Genomic DNA, 16,583 nt, shown 5'->3' with positions numbered 1-16,583 from the left:
TTTCTCGCCAGATCCCTTGATGCGGCCGCAACGCGCTGATTAGGTGATATTCATATCCCGATCATGTGGAGCTCGCCGAGAGGACACCGATGTCTGCCACTCCCGGTTCGCCGGTGGGACGGCGCACGCTGCTCAAGCACCTGGGTCTGACGGGAGCGGCGGCCGTGGTCGCCGGGGCGGCGGGGACGACGGGCGGCTGCACCCCGGTGGCGCGCGAGGTCGGCGACTCCGGCGGCGGGCGGCGGCGGGGCGGCTCCGTGGTGCTCTCCCAGGTCGACGACGCGAACTTCCCCACCTTCCGGCAGCAGAACACCCCGAACGCCACCTGGCAGCGGCTCGTCTTCAACACCCTCACGGCGTACGACCACGCCACGCTCACCCCCCGCCCCTCCCTCGCCACCGACTGGGAGGTGGGCGACGGCGGGCGCACCATCACCCTCCGGCTCCGCGACGACGTGCGCTTCCACACCGGGCGGCCCTTCGGCCCCGACGACGTCATCGAGAACGTCCGCTGGCAGGCCAGCGAGGAGGGCGCCCCCGGGCAGCTGCGCTCCACCGCCGCGGCCGTCACCGACGCCGAGGCCGGCGGGCCGCACGAGGTAACGCTGCGTCTGGCCCACGGCGTGAGCAACTTCTTCGACCTGTGCGAGATCATGTTCATCGCCGACCACGAGACGCTCGACGGGCTCCAGACCGGCGCGGAGCTGAACGGCACCGGCCCGTTCCTCTTCACCGACTACTCCCCCGGTGTCTCGCTGAGCTTCCGGCGCAACCCTGACTACTTCAGGCCCGGACGCCCCTTCCTCGACGAGGTCGAGCTGCGCATCGTGGGCGAACAGCAGGCCATCGTCGCCGCGCTGCAGAGCGGCCAGACCCACCTCGGCTTCCAGCTCAACGGCAACCACCTGCACAACGTGCGGGCCGATGACCGGCTCGCCGTCCACGAGCTGGACACCAACGACTACGGCCACTACCTGGGCTGCAACGTCACCGTCGACCCGCTGAGCGACCGCCGGGTGCGGCAGGCCATCGCGTACGCCGTCGACCGCGACAAGGTGCTGCGCATGGTGGTGGACGAGGTGGGCCGCACCGCCTCCAGCCCCTGGACGCCCACCAACCCGGCGTACGACCGGCGGGCCGCCCGGCACTACCACCACGACCCCGGCCGGGCCCGGGCGCTGCTGCGCGAGGCGGGCGTGGTCGGCGCCTCCCTCGACCTCGCGATCCGCTCCAGCGAGCCGGGCGGCGACCGCTCCACCGCCGAGGTCGTGCAGGACGGGCTGCGCGCGGTCGGCCTCGACGTGGAGATCGTCGTCTACCAGCCCGCCGACTTCCAGGCGCGGCTCTCCACCTCGAACCTGCCGGGCCTGTGGGTCGCCGGGCACGGCTTCGGACAGCTCAACCCGGCCACCCTGCTCAACGGGGCGTTCCCCTTCAACGCCACCGCCAACGCCTCGAACTTCGACAGCGACCGCTACCGCACGCTGGCCGACCGCGCCTGGAAGACCACCGACCGGGCGGAGGCGGCGGAGGTCTACGCCGAGGTCACGCGGCTGCTGCTGGAGGAGCAGTTCGTCATCGACCTGGTGAGCAGCTCGCAGTCCTTCGTCACCAGCGACGCGCTGCGGGACATCGGCTACACGATGTTCAACAACCTGGACCTCGACGACGCCTACCTGGCCTGAAGGAGGAGTGAGGCGATGCTCCGCTACCTGCTGCGCAAGCTGCCCACCGGCGTCCTGGTCCTGCTGCTGGCGACCGTGCCGATCTTCCTGGTGCTGCGCCTGTCCCCCGGCGACCCGGCGGCCACCCTCGCCGGACCCGACGCGCCGCCGGAGGCGGTGGAGGCGGCGCGGCACGAGCTGGGCCTGGACCGGCCGCTGGTGGAGCAGTACGGCGACTGGATCGGCGGCGTGGTGCGCGGCGACCTGTCGACATCCTTCGTCAACGGCGCCGAGGTGTCCGAGATCGTCTCGCGCGGCATCGGCAACACGGGGATGCTGGCGCTGTCCGCGCTGGTGCTGGCGTTGCTGCTGGCCTTCCCCCTCGGCATCGCCGGTGCCGTGGTCCGGCGCGGCTGGCTGCGTACGCTGCTCGCCTCGGTCAACGTGCTGATGCTCGCCGTGCCGACGTACGTCACCGGGGTGGTGCTGGTCCTGGTCTTCGCGGTGGGCCTCAGGCTCCTGCCCTCCGGCGGCTACGTCTCCTTCTTCGACGACCCGGTGGAGTCCGTCCAGTTCCTGATCCTGCCCAGCATCTGCCTGGCGCTGCCCGCCGCCGCCGTGCTGGCCCGCTTCCTGACCGCCTCGCTGCAGCGGGCCGTCACCGAGGAGTACTACTTCGCGGCGCGTATGCGGGGCCTGACGGGGCGGCGGCTGCTGGTCCGGCACGGGCTGCCCAACTCCGTGGGCCCGGTCGTCACCGTCCTCGGCATCCAGATCGGCAACCTGCTGGGCGGCGCGGTCATCGTCGAGGGCGTCTTCGCCTGGCCGGGCCTGGGCCAGGCGATGGTCCGGGCGTCCGAGGCGCAGGACTACCCCGTGGTGCAGGCCCTGCTCCTGCTGGCGGTCGCGGTCTTCATCGTGCTGCAGCTGCTCAGCGACGTGGTCTACGCCCTGATCGACCCGCGCGTGAGGGAGCGGACGTGAGCGAATCCCCATCGAAGCCGGAGGTGCTGCCGTGACCGAACCCCAGCCGGGCAGCCTGGCCGCCGAGCCGGCGGCGCCGCTGCCGGTGGAGCCCGGCGCGGGCGCGCGCCGCGCCGCCGGGGCGACCGCGCTGCTGCGCCGCCCCGCCATCGGCATCAGCCTCGCCGTCATCGCCGCGATAGCGCTGGCCAGCCTGGTGGTGCCGCCGTTCCTGCCGCACGGGCCGAACGAGCTGGCCTCGCCCGAGGCGCTGGCGGGGCCCTCGCCCGACCATCCCCTGGGCACCGACGAGCTGGGCCGCGACCTGCTGGCCCGGCTGCTGGCGGGGGTGCGGGTGAGCCTGCTCGTGATCGTGGCCGCCGTGCCCGTCTCACTCGTCGTGGGCGGGCTGCTCGGCCTGTTCTCCTCGGCGGGCCGGTGGACCGACACGCCGGTGCAGCGGCTGTTCGACGTGGTGCTGGCGTTCCCCGCGCTCATCCTGGGCCTGGCCTTCGCCGCGATGATGGGCGTCGGCGTCGGCGCGGTCATCGTGACGGTGGCCGTCTCCACCACGCCGATGTTCGGGCGCGTGCTGCGCGGCGCCGTACGCTCCCAGGCCGCCCGCGACTACGTGCTCTCCGAGCGGGTGCTCGGCGCGAGCACCCCGCGCCTGTACCTGCGGCACATCCTGCCCAACTGCTTCGACGTGCTGCTGGTGCAGACCGCGCTGGCCTGCTCCACCGCCGTCTTCCTGGAGGGCGGCCTGAGCTTCCTGGGCCTCGGCGTGCCGCCGCCCGACGCCTCGCTCGGCAGCCTGCTGAACGCCAGCCTCACCTTCCTGACCTCCTCCCCGTTCTACGCCATCGGGCCGCTGGTGGTGATCAGCGCGCTGGTGCTCTGCTTCACGCTGCTGGCCGACGCGCTCAACCGCGAGCTCGCGGAGCGACGATGACGACCAAGACCGAGAACACGACCACGACCACGACCACACCCCAGACGATCATCGAGGTGCGCGGGCTGCACGTCGGGTTCCGGACCCCCTCTGGCCACGTCCGCGCGGTGCGCGGCGTCGACCTGGACGTGCGCGCGGGCGAGACGCTGGGCATCGTCGGCGAGTCGGGCTCGGGCAAGACCGTGACGGCGCTGTCGCTGCTCGGCGAGGTTCGCCGCCCCGGCCGTGTGGAGTCCGGCGGCGTGCGCTTCCGGGGACGCGAGCTGTTCGCCATGGCCGAGGCGGAGCGCGCGGCGCTGCGGGGCGCGAAGATCTCCATGGTCTTCCAGGACCCGATGAACTCCCTGGACCCGGTGATGAAGGTCGGCCGGCAGCTGGAGGAGACGATCCGGCTGCACCGGCCGGGCCTCGCCCGCCGCGAGGTCCGCGAGCGGGCGCTCGACCTGATGCGCCTGGTCGGCATCCCGGGCCCCGAACGCCGCTTCCACGACCACCCCTTCGCGTTCTCCGGCGGGATGCGGCAGCGGATGATGATCGCGCTGGCGATGAGCGGCGACCCCGAGGTGCTGGTCGCCGACGAGCCGACGACGGCGCTGGACGTGACCGTGCAGGCCCAGGTGCTGGAGGTCTTCGCGCGGCTCAACCGGGAGCTGGGCACCGCGATCGTGCTCGTGACGCACAACTTCGGGGTGGTGGCGCGGCTGTGTGACCGGGTGGTGGTGATGTATGGCGGCCGCATCGTGGAACGCGCGGGCGTGCCGGAGGTCTTCACCGACGCCCGCCACCCGTACACGCGCGGCCTGATCGCCTGCGTGCCGAGCATGACCACCCCGCTGGACCGGCGCCTGCCGGTCATCGACGCGGAGGCCCTTGCGGCGGAGGCGGAGCCCCACGCGGGCGGCGGGGCGGACGGTGTCGGCTCGCCCACCGGGAGCGCCGCAGGGGGCGACGCCGCAGCCGCCGCGAGGGAGCCCGAACCGGCAGGCAGGACGCCGCCCCCCGCCGGGGCCGTCGCCGCCTTCGGCGGCGGCGTGGGAGGGCCTCCCGGCGCCGATGGCGACGCGGTGGGCGCGACCCTGTCACCTCCGGGACGTCAGGACGACGCGAACAGCCTGCCGGGAGCCGACGGTCCGGCGGGGACGCTCGCCTCCGGCGAAGGCGACGCCGCCCGTGGCGCCACGCCGCCGCGTGCCCGGCGGGCGCGGCCGGGTGGTGCCGCGGCCGCGCCGCCCGTCCTCAGCGGCAGCGGACTGACGCGCCACCACCGGGTGCGCGGGGGCCTGCTGCGCGGGGCGTCCGCCGGGGTCGTGCGGTCCGTGGACGGCGTGGACGTGCACGTCGCGCGCGGCGAGTCGCTGGGCATCGTCGGGGAGTCCGGCTGCGGCAAGTCCTCGCTGGCGCGGCTGCTCGTCCGGGCCGACGAGCCCACCGCGGGCCGGGTGGTGGCCGAGAGCGAGGACGTGACCAACCTGTCGGGACGGCAGCTCGCGCGGTTCCGCCGCTCGGTCCAGATGATCTTCCAGGACCCGCTGGCCTCCCTCAATCCGCGCCTGACCATCGGCGCGCTGCTGGAGGAGCCCCTGATCATCCACGGCCTGGAGCCCGACCGCGCGGCGCGCCGCGCGCGCTGCGCCGAGCTGCTGCGGGCGGTGGGCCTGCCCACGGACATCCTGGACCGGCGCCCGCGCCAGTTCTCCGGCGGGCAGCTCCAGCGGATCGCCATCGCGCGGGCGCTGGCCGTCGACCCCGAGGTGCTGATCTGCGACGAGCCGGTCTCCTCGCTGGACGTCTCGCTCCAGGCCCAGGTGGTGAACCTGCTGGACGAGTTGCAGGCGGACCGCGGGCTCGCGTACGTCTTCATCTCCCACGACGTGTCGCTGGTGCGGTACTTCACCGACCGGGTGGGCGTCATGTACCTGGGCACGATGGTGGAGACCGGGCCGACGCTGCCCGTGCTGGACGCGCCGCTGCACCCGTACACCCGCAGCCTCATCGACTCGGTGCCCGAGCCGAACGCCGAGACCGCGGTACGCCGCTCGGAGCCCGCCCCGGTGCTGGCCGGGGAGCTGCCCAGCCCGCTCGACCCGCCCGGCGGCTGCCGCTTCCACCCGCGCTGCCCGATCGGCCCGGCGTTCCGCGACCGGAAGGCGGAGGGCCGCGAGCGCTGCGTCACCGAGCCGCCCCCGCTGCGGGAGGTCGGGCCCGGCCGGCACTCCGCCTGCCACTTCGCCGAGGAGCTGCTGGCCGGGGAGCGGGCCGAGGGCGCTACGCCGGCGTGACGGGCGGATCCGGCAGCTCGGGCAGCTCGGGCAGCTCGCGCGCCGCGTCCGCGATGCGTTCGCGGAACGGGCGCCGCTCCAGCGCCCGCAGCGTGGCCAGGACCAGCTCCTCCAGCGGGTAGGGCAGTTCGGCCTCCAGCTCGGCCTTGGCCGCCTGGACCGCCGCCCACTCCGCGTCCAGCGCCGGCACCAGCGCGCGGCCCCGCTCCGTCAGCCGCACGATGCGCCGCCGCGCGTCCTCGCCGACGGCCAGGGCGACCAGGCCGCGCCGGCTCATCTGGCCGACGGTCTGGCTGGCCGCTGAGTGGGTGACGCCCATGGCGCGCGCGAGGTCGCGGATGGGCAGGGGCCCGTGCGCGGTGAGCGCGCGGACCACGGGCGTGAAGCGCGGCCGGTAGCCGTCCAGGCCCAGCGCGGGGTAGAGCGTGGCGATGTCGCTCTCCAGCAGCTCCAGCAGCGTCCGCATGCGGGTCCCGAGACCGGAGATCTCCGGCGCGGACCCGGCTCCAGGGCTCGATGTCACAGCGCTAATATAACAGCGCTTTCATACCTATGGAGGAGGACAGATGACCGCGCTCTACCCGCCCACCGAGCCGTACGACACGGGGATGCTCGACGTCGGCGACGGCAACCGGATCTACTGGGAGGTCTGCGGCAACCCGGCGGGCAAGCCCGCCGTCGCGCTGCACGGCGGGCCCGGCTCCGGCAGCACGCCGGGCGTCCGGCGCTTCTTCGACCCGGCCGCCTACCGGCTCGTGCTGTTCGACCAGCGCGGCTGCGGGCGCAGCACGCCCCACGCCGCCGATCCGGCCACCGACATGAGCGTCAACACCACCGACCACCTGGTCGGCGACATCGAGGCGCTCCGCCGCCACCTGGGGATCGACCGCTGGCTGGTCTTCGGCGGCTCCTGGGGCTGCGTGCTGAGCCTGGTCTACGCCGAACGCCACCCCGAGCGCGTCTCGGAGCTGGTGCTGCTGCTCCTGGCCACCGGCCGCCGCGCCGAGACCGACCTGCTCACCCGCGGGCTCGGGCGGTACTTCCCCCAGGCGTGGGAACGCTTCCGCGCCGGCGTCCCGGCGGCCGAGCGCGACGGCGACCTCGCCGCGGCGTACAACCGGCTGCTGGAGGACCCCGACCCGGCGGTGCGCGGGCGGGCCGCGCGGGACTGGTGCGACTGGGAGGAGGCCATCGACGTGACCGCCCCCTCCTCCGGGCCCTCGCGGTACGACGACCCCGTCTTCCGGATGGCGTTCGCCCGCATCGTGACCCACTACTGGCGCCACGGCTCGTGGCTGGAGGAGGGGATCGTGCTGCGCGAGGCGGGGCGCCTGGCGGGCATCCCGGGCGTCCTCGTCCAGGGCAGCCTCGACCCGGGCAACCTGGTGGGCACCCCCTGGGAGCTGGCCCACGCCTGGCCGGGCAGCGAGCTGGTGCTGGTGGACGAGGCGGCCCACGGCCTCGGCGACCCCGGCATGGCCAAGGCTCTGGTCGGCGCCACCGGCCGTTTCGCCGGGCGGTAGGTTGTGGGAACGGCGCGGCCCGACGCGGCGGTTGACGCGGCCGGGCCGGCGCCGCCGACACGACAACACGACGACTCGAAGGAGAGCGCCGAGATGGTGTTCAAGAAGCTGCTCGGAGCACTCGGGGTGGGCGGTCCGTCCGTTGACACGGTCCTGGACGGTGGCGCCGTGCAGCCCGGTTCACCCCTGAGTGGCCGGATCCTGATGCGCGGCGGCACGATGGATGTAGAGATCGCACACGTCACGCTCGACCTGGTGGCGCGGGTGGAGGTGGAGAGCGACGACGCGGAGTACGACGCCACGATCGCCTTCCACCAGCAGCGGGTCAGCGGCGGCTTCCATCTGCCGCAGGAGCAGGAGTACAGCCTGCCGTTCAGCCTGCCCGTGCCGTGGGAGACGCCGATCACCGAGGTGTACGGGCAGCCGCTGGGGATACCGCTGGGGGTGCGGACCGAGCTGGCCGTGGCCGGGGCGGTCGACAAGGGCGACATGGACCCGCTGACCGTGCGCCCGCTGCCGGCGCAGGAGGCGGTGCTCGAGGCGTTCGGGCAGCTCGGCTTCGGCTTCCGCTCCGCCGACCTGGAGCGCGGGCGCATCCGGGGCACCGGCCAGACGCTGCCGTTCTACCAGGAGATCGAGCTCTCCCCCGCGCCGCAGTTCGCGAACGCCCTGCAGCAGATCGAGGTGACCTTCCTCGCCTCGCCCGCCGGCGTCGAGGTGGTGCTGGAGGCCGACAAGCGCGGCGGGCTGTTCTCCGAGGGGCGCGACGTCGTCAACCGCTTCACCATCAGCCACCAGGACGCGGCGCGGCAGGACTGGAACGCCGTGGTCGGCTCCTGGGTCCAGCAACTCGTCGGGCGGCGCTGACACCGCCCGTGCACCCGGCGCGCCGCGTGGGTGTGCCCCCGGGCGGGGGCGCGCCCGCGCGCGGCCGTCAGCCGTGGGTGGGGGCGTCCGCCGGCAGGTACTCCCAGGTGCGGCACATCTCGCGCAGCTCCGGGGCGATCTCCTCCGGCTTCGGCAGGGGGCGGCCCCGCTGGATGGCGCCGGTCTTGATCTTTTCCTTCCAGTCCCCGATGCCCTTCACGTACGGGCCGTGGTCCTTCTGCCCGTAGCTGATCATGCCGGGCTCCCAGGGGATGTCGAGGAACTCGCAGATGCGCCGGGTCTGGCCCTCCGGGTCGCTGGTCAGGTCCTCGTAGCGCAGGGTCAGGCCGGGCAGCCCGTCCCGCGCCTGCTCCAGGGCCGTCATGTACTTCAGGGTGTGCGGCACGGCCTTGTCCATGGGGCGTTTGCCGGGGTCGCCCTCGTGCCAGGAGGTGGCGATCGACATCGGGTGCCGCATGAGGAAGATGAAGCGGGCGTCCGGCCAGCAGGTGGCCAGCCGCTTCCAGACGAAGACGTTGCTCGGCGTCTTCTCGACGACGGTCTCCTTGCCGCTGCGCATCAGCTCGCGGTGGAGCATCCGGTCCCAGAGGATGTGCTCGATGTCGGCCAGGTTGTGGCCGAATCCCTCCATGGCGTGCGCCACCGGCGGTGTGGTGAGCTTCACGGCCAGGCGGCGCACGTGGGTCTCGTGCGGGGCGTGCAGCTGCGGGTGGCTGTTGAGCACCACGCGCAGCAGCGTGGAGCCGGAGCGGGGGGCGGAGAGGACCATGATCGGCGCCTTGAGCAGGCGGTCGCCGGGCTCGGAGGGCGGCCGGGCCGAGGCGGCGACCTGCGCCGGGGGCGGGGAGACGTCTTTGGGCTTGGCGCGCTTGGCGGCGCCGGGGGACGAGGAGGAAGCGGCCCCAGACTGCTGCCCGGGGCCGGTGCCGTCCTGGGCACGAGCGGCGCGTGGGCCCAGGGCCCGTTCGCGTACGGTACTGGCTTTGCGCTTCCACTGCATGGCCGTGAGGCTAGCAAGAGCCCGTCGGGTCTGCCTCACTCAGCGGACGGCCGGGCTCCGCATCCCCCGCGTATTAACCGACCATTTCCTTCCGCCGCCGGACGGGTGCGTCCGGCGCCTCGAGGGGCTCACGCCGCGCTACGCTGGGTAGCATCGCTTGATGGCCGTCGCGTGTATTTCTGATGTATGAACGGCCCTGAATAGACATCCGTTGTTCTTCTCCCGGTTGGTGTTTAGCCTCGTACGCCATGACCCTCCTTCAACGACTCAACACGGCGCTCGCCAAGTCCACGGGCTTCGAGGTGCGCCGGGCAGCCCGGCCCCGGAGCTCCGCCTCCGCCTCCGCCGCCAAGACGACACCCGCCGCCGCGGCGGCGGGCAAGGCCAAGACCGCCCCCAAGCCCAAGCCCCCCAAGCCGCAGGCCGTGGAGTACCGGCCGCCCACCGATCCCGGGCTCGACCGCCTGCTGAGGCGGCCGGTCTTCATCATCGCCCCGGTACGCTCCGGCTCCACGCTGCTGCGGATGCTGCTCAACAGCCACTCCCAGCTCCACGCCCCGCACGAGCTCCACTTCCGCCGCCTGGAGGTCCGCGCCTCCACGGCCCTGGCCGAGCGGTCGATGTCCGCGCTCGACCTCGACCGGGGTGACCTCGAACACCTCATGTGGGACCGGCTCCTCCACCGCGAACTGGTGAGGTCCGGCAAGGAGTTCATCGTCGAGAAGACGCCGAGCAACGCCTTCGTCTACAAGCGCATCGCCGCCTGCTGGCCGGACGCACGCTTCATCTTCCTCCAGCGCCACCCGGTCTCCGTCGCCTCCTCCTGGCACGAGGCCGACCCCAAGAAGCGCAACGCCGAGGAGGCGGCCCTCGACGCCCTGCGGTACATGAACGCCGCCGAGCGGGCCCGCAAGGGCCTGACGGGCCACGTCGTGCGCTACGAGGACCTCACGGACGACCCGGCCGGCGCGCTGAAGGACATCTGCTCCTTCCTGGAGATCGAGTTCGAGCCGGAGATGCTGGAGTACGGCGCCCGCAACGACGACAAGCTCCAGAAGGGCCTCGGCGACTGGAAGGACAAGATCCGCAGCGGCACGATCCAGCCCGGCCGCAAGCTGCCCAGCAGGCCCGAGGACATCCCCGAGGTGCTGCGCGGCATCTCCGCCGCCTGGGGCTACACCGCCGGACTCGTCGGAGACAGGCGGACCTCGTAATGGCACACGCGGAGATCGCCCAGGTGTGGCCGCGCGACGGGCGCCTGCGGTTCGTCGGCCGCCTCCACGGCGAGGGGCCCGCGCCCGGGCAGGCGGAGGACTGGCGCCTGCTGCTGGTGCTGCGGGGCGACGAGGAGAAGCGGCGGCTGCGCTACGCTGCCCCGCTCGACGGGGAGGGCTTCGACGTCTCGCTCCCCGTGGAGGACCTCGTCGCCGACGGGCTTCCGGTGCCCGCCCAGTGGGATCTCTACCTGACCGGCGGCGGGTCCAGACCGGCGAAGAAGCTCCGCCTGGCCCGGCTGCTGGACGACATCGAGAACAAGAAGAAGATCATGGTCTTTCCCGCACAGCCGGTCTCCGCCCGTGCGGGAAAGGCACTGGTGAAGCCGTACTACACGGTGCACGACAACCTCTCGGTCGAGTGCCTGCCACAAGAGTCCTGAGAGTCGACGAAGGTGCGACCGCCCGATGAAGATCCGCTATATGATCATGCACGCGTACGGTACCGGTGGCACGATCCGTACCGTCTTCACCCAGGCCAGCTCCATGGCCGCGGCCGGGCACGACGTCGAGGTGGTGAGCGTGCTGCGGCGGGTTGACCGCCCGCGCTTCCCCTACGACGAGCGGGTCCGGGTGTGGTCGCTGACCGACCAGCGCGACGGGCGTCCGCCGCCGATCCCGCGCGGCCCGATCGCCCGCCGCCGGGCGAAGCGCTCGGCCGAGCTCTCGGGCCAGCCACCGGAGCACATCCCCGAGGGCGAATTCGGTCACAGCAACTTCGACCGGCGCATAGAGCTCGCCTGCACGGAGTACATGCGGGGGCTGAGGGACGGCATCCTCGTCACCACCCGCCCGGCGCTGAACATCCTCGCCGCGCTGTTCGCCACCGAGGGCGTCATCCGGGTGGCGCAGGAGCACATGAACCTGCCCACCCACCGCAAGGACGTGCAGGAGGCGATCGCCCGGCTCTACCCGCGCTGCGAGGCGGTTGCGGTCCTCACCAACCGCGACCGGGAGGACTACGAGCGCGTCGCCCCCGGCGCCCGGGTGGTGCGGGTTCCCAACGCCGTGCACTCGCTGAAGCAGAAGCCGTCCACCTGCTCCAGCAGGATCGCCGTCGCGGCGGGCCGGTTCCGCGGCCAGAAGGGCTTCGACATGCTGATCCCCGCGTGGGCGAGGGCGGTCGAGGAGCACCCCGACTGGCAGCTGCGGATCTTCGGCGACGGCGAGCGGCGCAAGCAGCTGCGGGAGCTGATCAACGAGCACCACATGTACAACCACATCTTCCTGATGGGGCTGACCGACCAGCTCGACGAGGAGCTGTCCAAGGCGTCCATGTACGTGCTCAGCTCCCGGTTCGAGGGCCTGCCGATGGTGATGATCGAGGCCATGTCGCACGCCCTGCCGGTGGTCAGCTTCGACTGCCCGACCGGCCCGGCCGATGTCCTGACCGACGGCAAGGAGGGTCTGCTGGTGCCGCCGAAGGACATCGACGGCCTGGCGCGGGCGATGTCCCGGCTGATGGCGGACGAGGGCCTGCGGGCCGAGATGGGCGACGCCGCCCTGATGACGGTCCAGAACTACTCCCCCGAGGCGATCCACGCCCAGTGGACCGAGCTCTTCGAGGAGTTGCTGGCCGAGAAGTCCCGCTGACCGCCCCGTCGCCCCGAGCGTTCCACGCCCCCGGCCGCCTCGCGGCCGGGGGCGTTTGAACCTGAAGCGAGAGGGGCCGCCGACGGACACGATGGGCACGGCCGCCGGCGGGAGTCGTGGGGGTGAGGGGTCGTGGGGGGATGGGGGTAACGGAGGGTCGGATGCGTGGGGGGTCGGGGTCGGGGGGTCAGCTCAGCAGGAAGTCCGCGTCGCCGCGCTTGGCGCCGCGTATGAAGGTCTCCATCTCGCGATGGGTGTAGATCAGGGCGGGACCGTCCGGGTCGGTGGACTGCCGCAGCGCCACCCGGCCGTCGGCGAGCTTCATCGCCTCGACGCAGTTGCCGCCGTTGGTGCCGCTCCACGGCTTGTGCCAGCCCTCGGTGCCGAGCTCGTTGGCCGGCATCCCGTTGTAGACGCGACCGGTCATGCCACGTTTGTCATGGCCCATGTGTCTTACAGCTCCTTGCGAATCTCACCGAGTATGGCCCCGGTGTCCTGTACGGGTGCGGCTTGCGCACTCATGCGGTCGAGCACCTCGCGGTAGACCGCCGTGTCGGGGCGTTCCTCGAGGTAGACGGCGCCGGTCAGGCTCTCGGCGTAGACGATGTCGGGCAGCTCCGGAATCTCGAAACGGAAGAGCTGGAACGGCCCGAACATGCCGGGATGGGGACCGGCGTTGAACGGCATGATCTGCAACGTGACGTTGGGCAGTGCCGTCGCCTCGACCAGCCGGTCGATCTGGCCCCGCATCACCGAGGGGCCGCCGACACGGCGGCGCAGCACGTGCTCCTCGACCACCGCCCACAGCAAGGGCGCCTGGGGGCGGCTGAGGAGTTCCTGCCGCGCCATACGCAGCGCGACGCGGCGGTCCAGCTCCTCCTTGGTGGCGCCAGGGAAGCCGGTCCGCAGCAGCACGCGCGCGTAATCCTCGGTCTGCAGCAGACCGGGGACGCAGTGGGGTTCGTACGCCCGGATGAGGCTGGCCTCGCCCTCCAGGCTCACGTACAGGCTGAACCAGTCGGGCAGCACGTCGCGGTAGCGGTGCCACCAGCCGGGCCTGTTGGCCTCGTCGACGAGGGCGAGGAAGGAGTCGATCTCCTCCGCGGCCACGCCGTACCGTTCCAGCAACGCCTTGACGTACAGCGGCCGCAGGCCCACCTCGGCCTTCTCCATGCGACGCACCGTCGTGGTGTTGACGCTCAGCACGGCGGCGGCGTCGGCGAAGGAGCAGCCGGCTCGCTGGCGCAGGTCACGCAGCCTCAGGCCCAGGACGATCTGCCCAACGGTCGGCCCTGATCGCGCTTCGGCCACGGCGCCTCCCTCATGGCTGTGCCCCTTGCTTTCGCCGAACCTGGGCAGAAGTGTGCCATACACGAAACGCCAGCGGCATAGATCCTTTGACGCTCTGCGAATTGCAGAACTCCCCTTGCGCTCTGCGCACAACAACCCGCATAGTTAACGCGTGACCCGGCTCACGACCGCTTCGGCACCACGGAAGGCGGAACCTCCCGTGTCCTCAGCTCACGGCACGACGCCCCTGCCGCTCCCCCGTCCGGCGCGCTCTCCGGCCCACCCACCGGCAGAGCGGTTCACCCTTCCGGCCCAGGCCGACTCCGTCGCCATCGCGCGGCGGATCGTGGCCCGTTGGCTGCGCGTGTGGGGTGTGCCGGAGGAGCCGCGCGAGACGGCCAGGCTCGTGGTGTCGGAGCTGTTCACCAACGCCGTGCTGCACACCGACAGCGGACAGGTCGTCTGCCGGATCGAGGCCAGCGGCGGCCGGCTGCGCCTCGAGGTGGCCGACCAGGGGCTCGGGCTCGACGAGACGCCGGAGGAGTGCGGCATTCCCGGAAAGGCCGAGGACGTCGAGGCGGAGAACGGGCGCGGACTGATGCTGGTGGACGCGCTGACCGAGTCCTGGGGCGTCATCACGGCCGACCGGCGCGCGGGCTGCACCGTCTGGGCCGAGATCGAGGCCGAGTACGAGCCGGAGTACGGCTCGCAGTACCCGGCGTACTGACGCCGCGTCAGCGTCCTCGGGCGGCCGGACGCCGCTCCGGATCCGTTCCCGTGCGGCGCAGCAGCACCAGGGCCACGTCGTCCAGGGCCAGCCCTGTGCCGCCGGCCTCGCCCACCCAGTCGGCGAGCTTCTCCAGCTCCTCCGGCCCCTCGCGCAGCGCCTCGACGACCCGCCCGATGCCCTCGTCCAGGTCGCCGCGGTGCCGCTCGACCAGGCCGTCGGTGCACATCAGCAGCGTCTCGCCCGGCCCCAGCAGCAGGTCGCTGACCGGCCACTCCGGCGCCGCCGGCGGGGCGGTGATGCCCAGCGGCAGCGTGCCGGGCACGGCCAGCGGCCCGGCGGTGCCGTCAGCCCGCCGCAGCAGGGGCGCCAGGTGCCCGGCCCGCACCAGCCGCAGCCGGCCGGTGGCGGGGTCGTGCTCGGCGTACAGGCAGGTGGCGAAGCGGTCGGTGTCCAGGTCGTGGAGGAACGCCGAGGCGCGGGCCATGACGACGGTCGCCGGGTGCCCCTCGGCGGCGTAGGCGCTCAGCACGATCCGCAGCTGGCCCATGACCGCCGTCGCGTGGGTGTCGTGGCCCTCCACGTCGCCGATGACCGCCGCGACCCGGCCGCCGGGCAGCGGGATCACGTCGTACCAGTCGCCGCCGATGTCCCGGCCCAGGCCGGCCGGGCGGTAGCGGACGGCGATCTGGGCGCCCGGCACGTGCGGGATGCGGCGCGGCAGCATGGCCTGCTGCAGGTTCTCGGCGAGTTCGTGCTCCTGCTCCAGCAGCATCGCCCGCTGCAGGCTCTGCGCGATGCCGGCGGCGAGGGCCATCAGCAGGGTGCGCTCCTCGGGCCGGAAGGGGCGTTCCTCGTGGAAGAGGAGCCCCAGCGCGCCGAGCGGGCGCGCCTGTGCGGTCAGCGGCAGGTACGCGGCCGAGCCGATGCCCAGCGGCTCGAAGTACCGCCACAGCCTCGGGTACCGCTCGGCGAACTCCCGCCGGGAGGTGACGAAGCACGCCGTCTGGGTGCGGACCGTCTGGGCTATCGGCAGCTCGTGGCCGAGGCGGGTGTACTCCAGGCGCGAGATCAGGGGGCTGTTGGGGTCGACGCGGAGGGTGTGGATGCGCCCGGCCTCGACCAGGCCGAGGACCATGCTGGCCGCGCCGAGGCGCCCCAGGCCGCGGTGGCCCGCGAGCGCCTCGCGCACGTCGTGCACGGTCCAGGCCTGGGCGAGGGCGTCGGTGGTCTCCTTCACCAGGCCGGCGCGGCGTTCCCACTCCTGGTCCACCTCCTGGTCCACCTCCTGGTCCGCGGAGGCCTGGTCCGCGGAGGCCTGGCGGGCGGGGTCGCCGAGTTCGGCGGTGGCGTCGCGGACGATGCCGATGACGCGGCGGGCGCGGCCGTCGGGGTGCCGCTGGATGTGGCCCTGGGTATGGGCCCAGCGCACGGCGGCGCCGTCACGCCGGCGCACGTGGAAGTACGCGCCGTGGTGGGTGGTGCGGCCGTCTCGCAGAGCCGCGCCGAGCAGGGCCTCGATCCGGGCGATCTCGGCGTCCGGCACGCGGCGGGCGAGGGTCGCGGGCCGGCGGTCGTACTCCTCGGGCCGCAGGCCGAACACCTCCAGCGCCGACCGGTCCAGGTGCATCCGGCCGCTGTCGAGGTCCCAGTCGAAGCTGCCCATGCCGTTGAGGGCCAGGCTTACCTCCGGAGGGACCGGCCAGTCCTGCGGCGCCGGCGCCGGTGCCGACGTTGTGTCTCTTTCGCCCATAATGGATCTACTTTGTCACCTCCGTAGCGCTCGCACGACTTCTTCCGGGCGGTCCGGCCGATCGGCGGGTGAACGGTCGGTACGTCAGCCCGAAGCCGCAGGGAAAGAGCGGCTCCTTGCCGTCGCCGGCGTTGACCGGCCGCTGGTCGGCCGAGGCCATCCAGCTCATCGGCAGGGTGCCCGTCGGGGCGTGGTCGCCGTAGAGGTGCGGACCTCCTCCGCGGTGAAGCCCTCGGCGCCGTACGAGCTGGTCGACGCGCGCCCAGTCGGAGACGACGAATCCGTCGAAGCCGAGCTCGCCCTTGAGGACGTCGTTGATCAGGCAGTCGTGGCCGTGCAGCTTGTCGCCGTTGAAGCTGCCGCAGGAGATCATGACGGCGCCGACGCCCCGGGCCACGGCCTCCTCGAAGGGCGGCGGGTGGACGGCGCGCAGCTCCTCCTCGCTGACCTGGGTGTCGCCCTGGTCGTCGCCGCCGGTGGTGCCGCCGTCGCCGACGTACTGCTTGGCGGTGGCGAGCGGTCGTCGCGGGCGGCGCTGCCCGCGCCGTGTGGGATGCGTCACGGGGCCGTTCACGTCAGTCGTCCTTCCGGTGGGCGGCGCCGACCGTGTCACGCCCCCGCTCAGGCGTTTGTTTACGCAATTCAGTAGCCGCGTTACCGGGGGTCGTACAAGCAGA

Annotated in this window: 15 protein-coding genes and 1 pseudogene; 10 read left to right on the top strand and 6 right to left on the bottom strand. The window is 72.8% G+C overall.

All coding sequences use genetic code 11. From position 1 onward, the window contains the following. Positions 1-89 precede the first annotated feature (89 nt). From ACTWQH_RS08170 to ACTWQH_RS08155, 4 genes are read left to right on the top strand one after another with little or no spacing between them, the layout of a single operon-like run. Positions 90-1,685, top strand: a complete 1,596-nt coding sequence (locus ACTWQH_RS08170; protein WP_443285687.1) for an ABC transporter substrate-binding protein — start codon at positions 90-92, stop codon at positions 1,683-1,685. Positions 1,686-1,700: 15 nt separating this feature from the next. Beyond that, on the top strand, positions 1,701-2,648 hold the full coding sequence (locus ACTWQH_RS08165; protein ID WP_443285686.1) for an ABC transporter permease: 948 nt from the start codon (positions 1,701-1,703) through the stop codon (positions 2,646-2,648). A gap of 31 nt (positions 2,649-2,679) precedes the next feature. Continuing rightward, entirely contained in the window at positions 2,680-3,579 is a 900-nt protein-coding gene (locus tag ACTWQH_RS08160; RefSeq protein WP_443285685.1) for an ABC transporter permease, read from the top strand. Beyond that, positions 3,576-5,858 (top strand): dipeptide ABC transporter ATP-binding protein, encoded by a 2,283-nt coding sequence (locus tag ACTWQH_RS08155; RefSeq protein ID WP_443285684.1) that lies wholly within the window; start codon positions 3,576-3,578, stop codon positions 5,856-5,858. Before ACTWQH_RS08160 ends, ACTWQH_RS08155 begins: the two co-directional genes overlap by 4 nt. Here the strand turns inward: ACTWQH_RS08155 and ACTWQH_RS08150 are convergent. Next, entirely contained in the window at positions 5,845-6,381 is a 537-nt protein-coding gene (locus tag ACTWQH_RS08150; RefSeq protein ID WP_443285683.1) for a MarR family transcriptional regulator, read from the bottom strand. The two genes, ACTWQH_RS08155 and ACTWQH_RS08150, sit on opposite strands and share 14 nt — an antisense overlap. Positions 6,382-6,424: 43 nt before the next feature. Here ACTWQH_RS08150 and pip point away from each other — a divergent pair, with 43 nt between their 5' ends. Both pip and ACTWQH_RS08140 read left to right on the top strand, forming a co-directional pair. Beyond that, a complete protein-coding gene (gene pip / locus ACTWQH_RS08145) occupies positions 6,425-7,381 on the top strand; it encodes a prolyl aminopeptidase (RefSeq protein ID WP_443285682.1) in 957 nt (318 codons plus the stop codon). A gap of 93 nt (positions 7,382-7,474) precedes the next feature. Further along, positions 7,475-8,245 (top strand): annotated as a pseudogene (locus ACTWQH_RS08140) (sporulation protein); the annotation flags it as partial. 70 nt (positions 8,246-8,315) lie between these two features. On the opposite strand, the gene ACTWQH_RS08135 reads toward ACTWQH_RS08140, so the two are convergent. Next, positions 8,316-9,269, bottom strand: coding sequence for a sulfotransferase family protein (locus tag ACTWQH_RS08135; protein ID WP_443285681.1), 954 nt, complete (start codon positions 9,267-9,269; stop codon positions 8,316-8,318). Positions 9,270-9,517: 248 nt separating this feature from the next. Between ACTWQH_RS08135 and ACTWQH_RS08130 the strand changes: the two genes are divergently transcribed. Genes ACTWQH_RS08130 through ACTWQH_RS08120 form a run of 3 tightly spaced genes read left to right on the top strand, consistent with a single transcriptional unit; the run spans position 9,518 to position 12,136 of the window. Then, a complete protein-coding gene (locus ACTWQH_RS08130) occupies positions 9,518-10,483 on the top strand; it encodes a sulfotransferase family protein (protein WP_443285680.1) in 966 nt (321 codons plus the stop codon). Next, positions 10,483-10,926, top strand: a complete 444-nt coding sequence (locus ACTWQH_RS08125; RefSeq protein WP_443285679.1) for a hypothetical protein — start codon at positions 10,483-10,485, stop codon at positions 10,924-10,926. The genes ACTWQH_RS08130 and ACTWQH_RS08125 overlap by 1 nt, the downstream gene beginning before the upstream one ends. A gap of 25 nt (positions 10,927-10,951) precedes the next feature. Next, positions 10,952-12,136: a glycosyltransferase family 4 protein gene (locus tag ACTWQH_RS08120; RefSeq protein ID WP_443285678.1), complete on the top strand. Its 1,185-nt coding sequence runs from the start codon at positions 10,952-10,954 to the stop codon at positions 12,134-12,136. A 187-nt stretch (positions 12,137-12,323) separates the two neighbouring features. Here ACTWQH_RS08120 and ACTWQH_RS08115 read toward each other — a convergent pair whose 3' ends face one another. Both ACTWQH_RS08115 and ACTWQH_RS08110 read right to left on the bottom strand, forming a co-directional pair. Continuing rightward, complete coding sequence (locus ACTWQH_RS08115) at positions 12,324-12,563, bottom strand: DUF397 domain-containing protein (RefSeq protein WP_443285677.1); 240 nt, start codon at positions 12,561-12,563, stop codon at positions 12,324-12,326. Positions 12,564-12,589: 26 nt separating this feature from the next. Continuing rightward, entirely contained in the window at positions 12,590-13,447 is an 858-nt protein-coding gene (locus ACTWQH_RS08110) for a helix-turn-helix domain-containing protein (protein WP_443285676.1), read from the bottom strand. Positions 13,448-13,646: 199 nt separating this feature from the next. Between ACTWQH_RS08110 and ACTWQH_RS08105 the strand changes: the two genes are divergently transcribed. Further along, the gene (locus tag ACTWQH_RS08105; protein ID WP_443285675.1) at positions 13,647-14,153 is read left to right on the top strand and encodes an ATP-binding protein; all 507 of its coding nucleotides are present in this window, start codon (positions 13,647-13,649) and stop codon (positions 14,151-14,153) included. Positions 14,154-14,160: 7 nt separating this feature from the next. Here the strand turns inward: ACTWQH_RS08105 and ACTWQH_RS08100 are convergent, their stop codons facing one another. Then, positions 14,161-15,819 carry a SpoIIE family protein phosphatase gene (locus tag ACTWQH_RS08100; protein WP_443285674.1) on the bottom strand — a complete coding sequence of 553 codons (1,659 nt, stop codon included), beginning with the start codon at positions 15,817-15,819 and terminating at the stop codon, positions 14,161-14,163. A gap of 94 nt (positions 15,820-15,913) precedes the next feature. Then, complete coding sequence (locus ACTWQH_RS08095) at positions 15,914-16,480, bottom strand: glycoside hydrolase family 3 N-terminal domain-containing protein (RefSeq protein ID WP_443285673.1); 567 nt, start codon at positions 16,478-16,480, stop codon at positions 15,914-15,916. Positions 16,481-16,583: the final 103 nt, after the last annotated feature.

Origin of the sequence: Streptomyces sp. 6N223, assembly GCF_052246635.1 — a bacterium.
Taxonomy (GTDB): domain Bacteria; phylum Actinomycetota; class Actinomycetes; order Streptomycetales; family Streptomycetaceae; genus Streptomyces.
The sequence above is the reverse complement of the archived record's forward strand: the minus strand, read 5'-3'. Positions and strand labels throughout refer to the sequence as shown.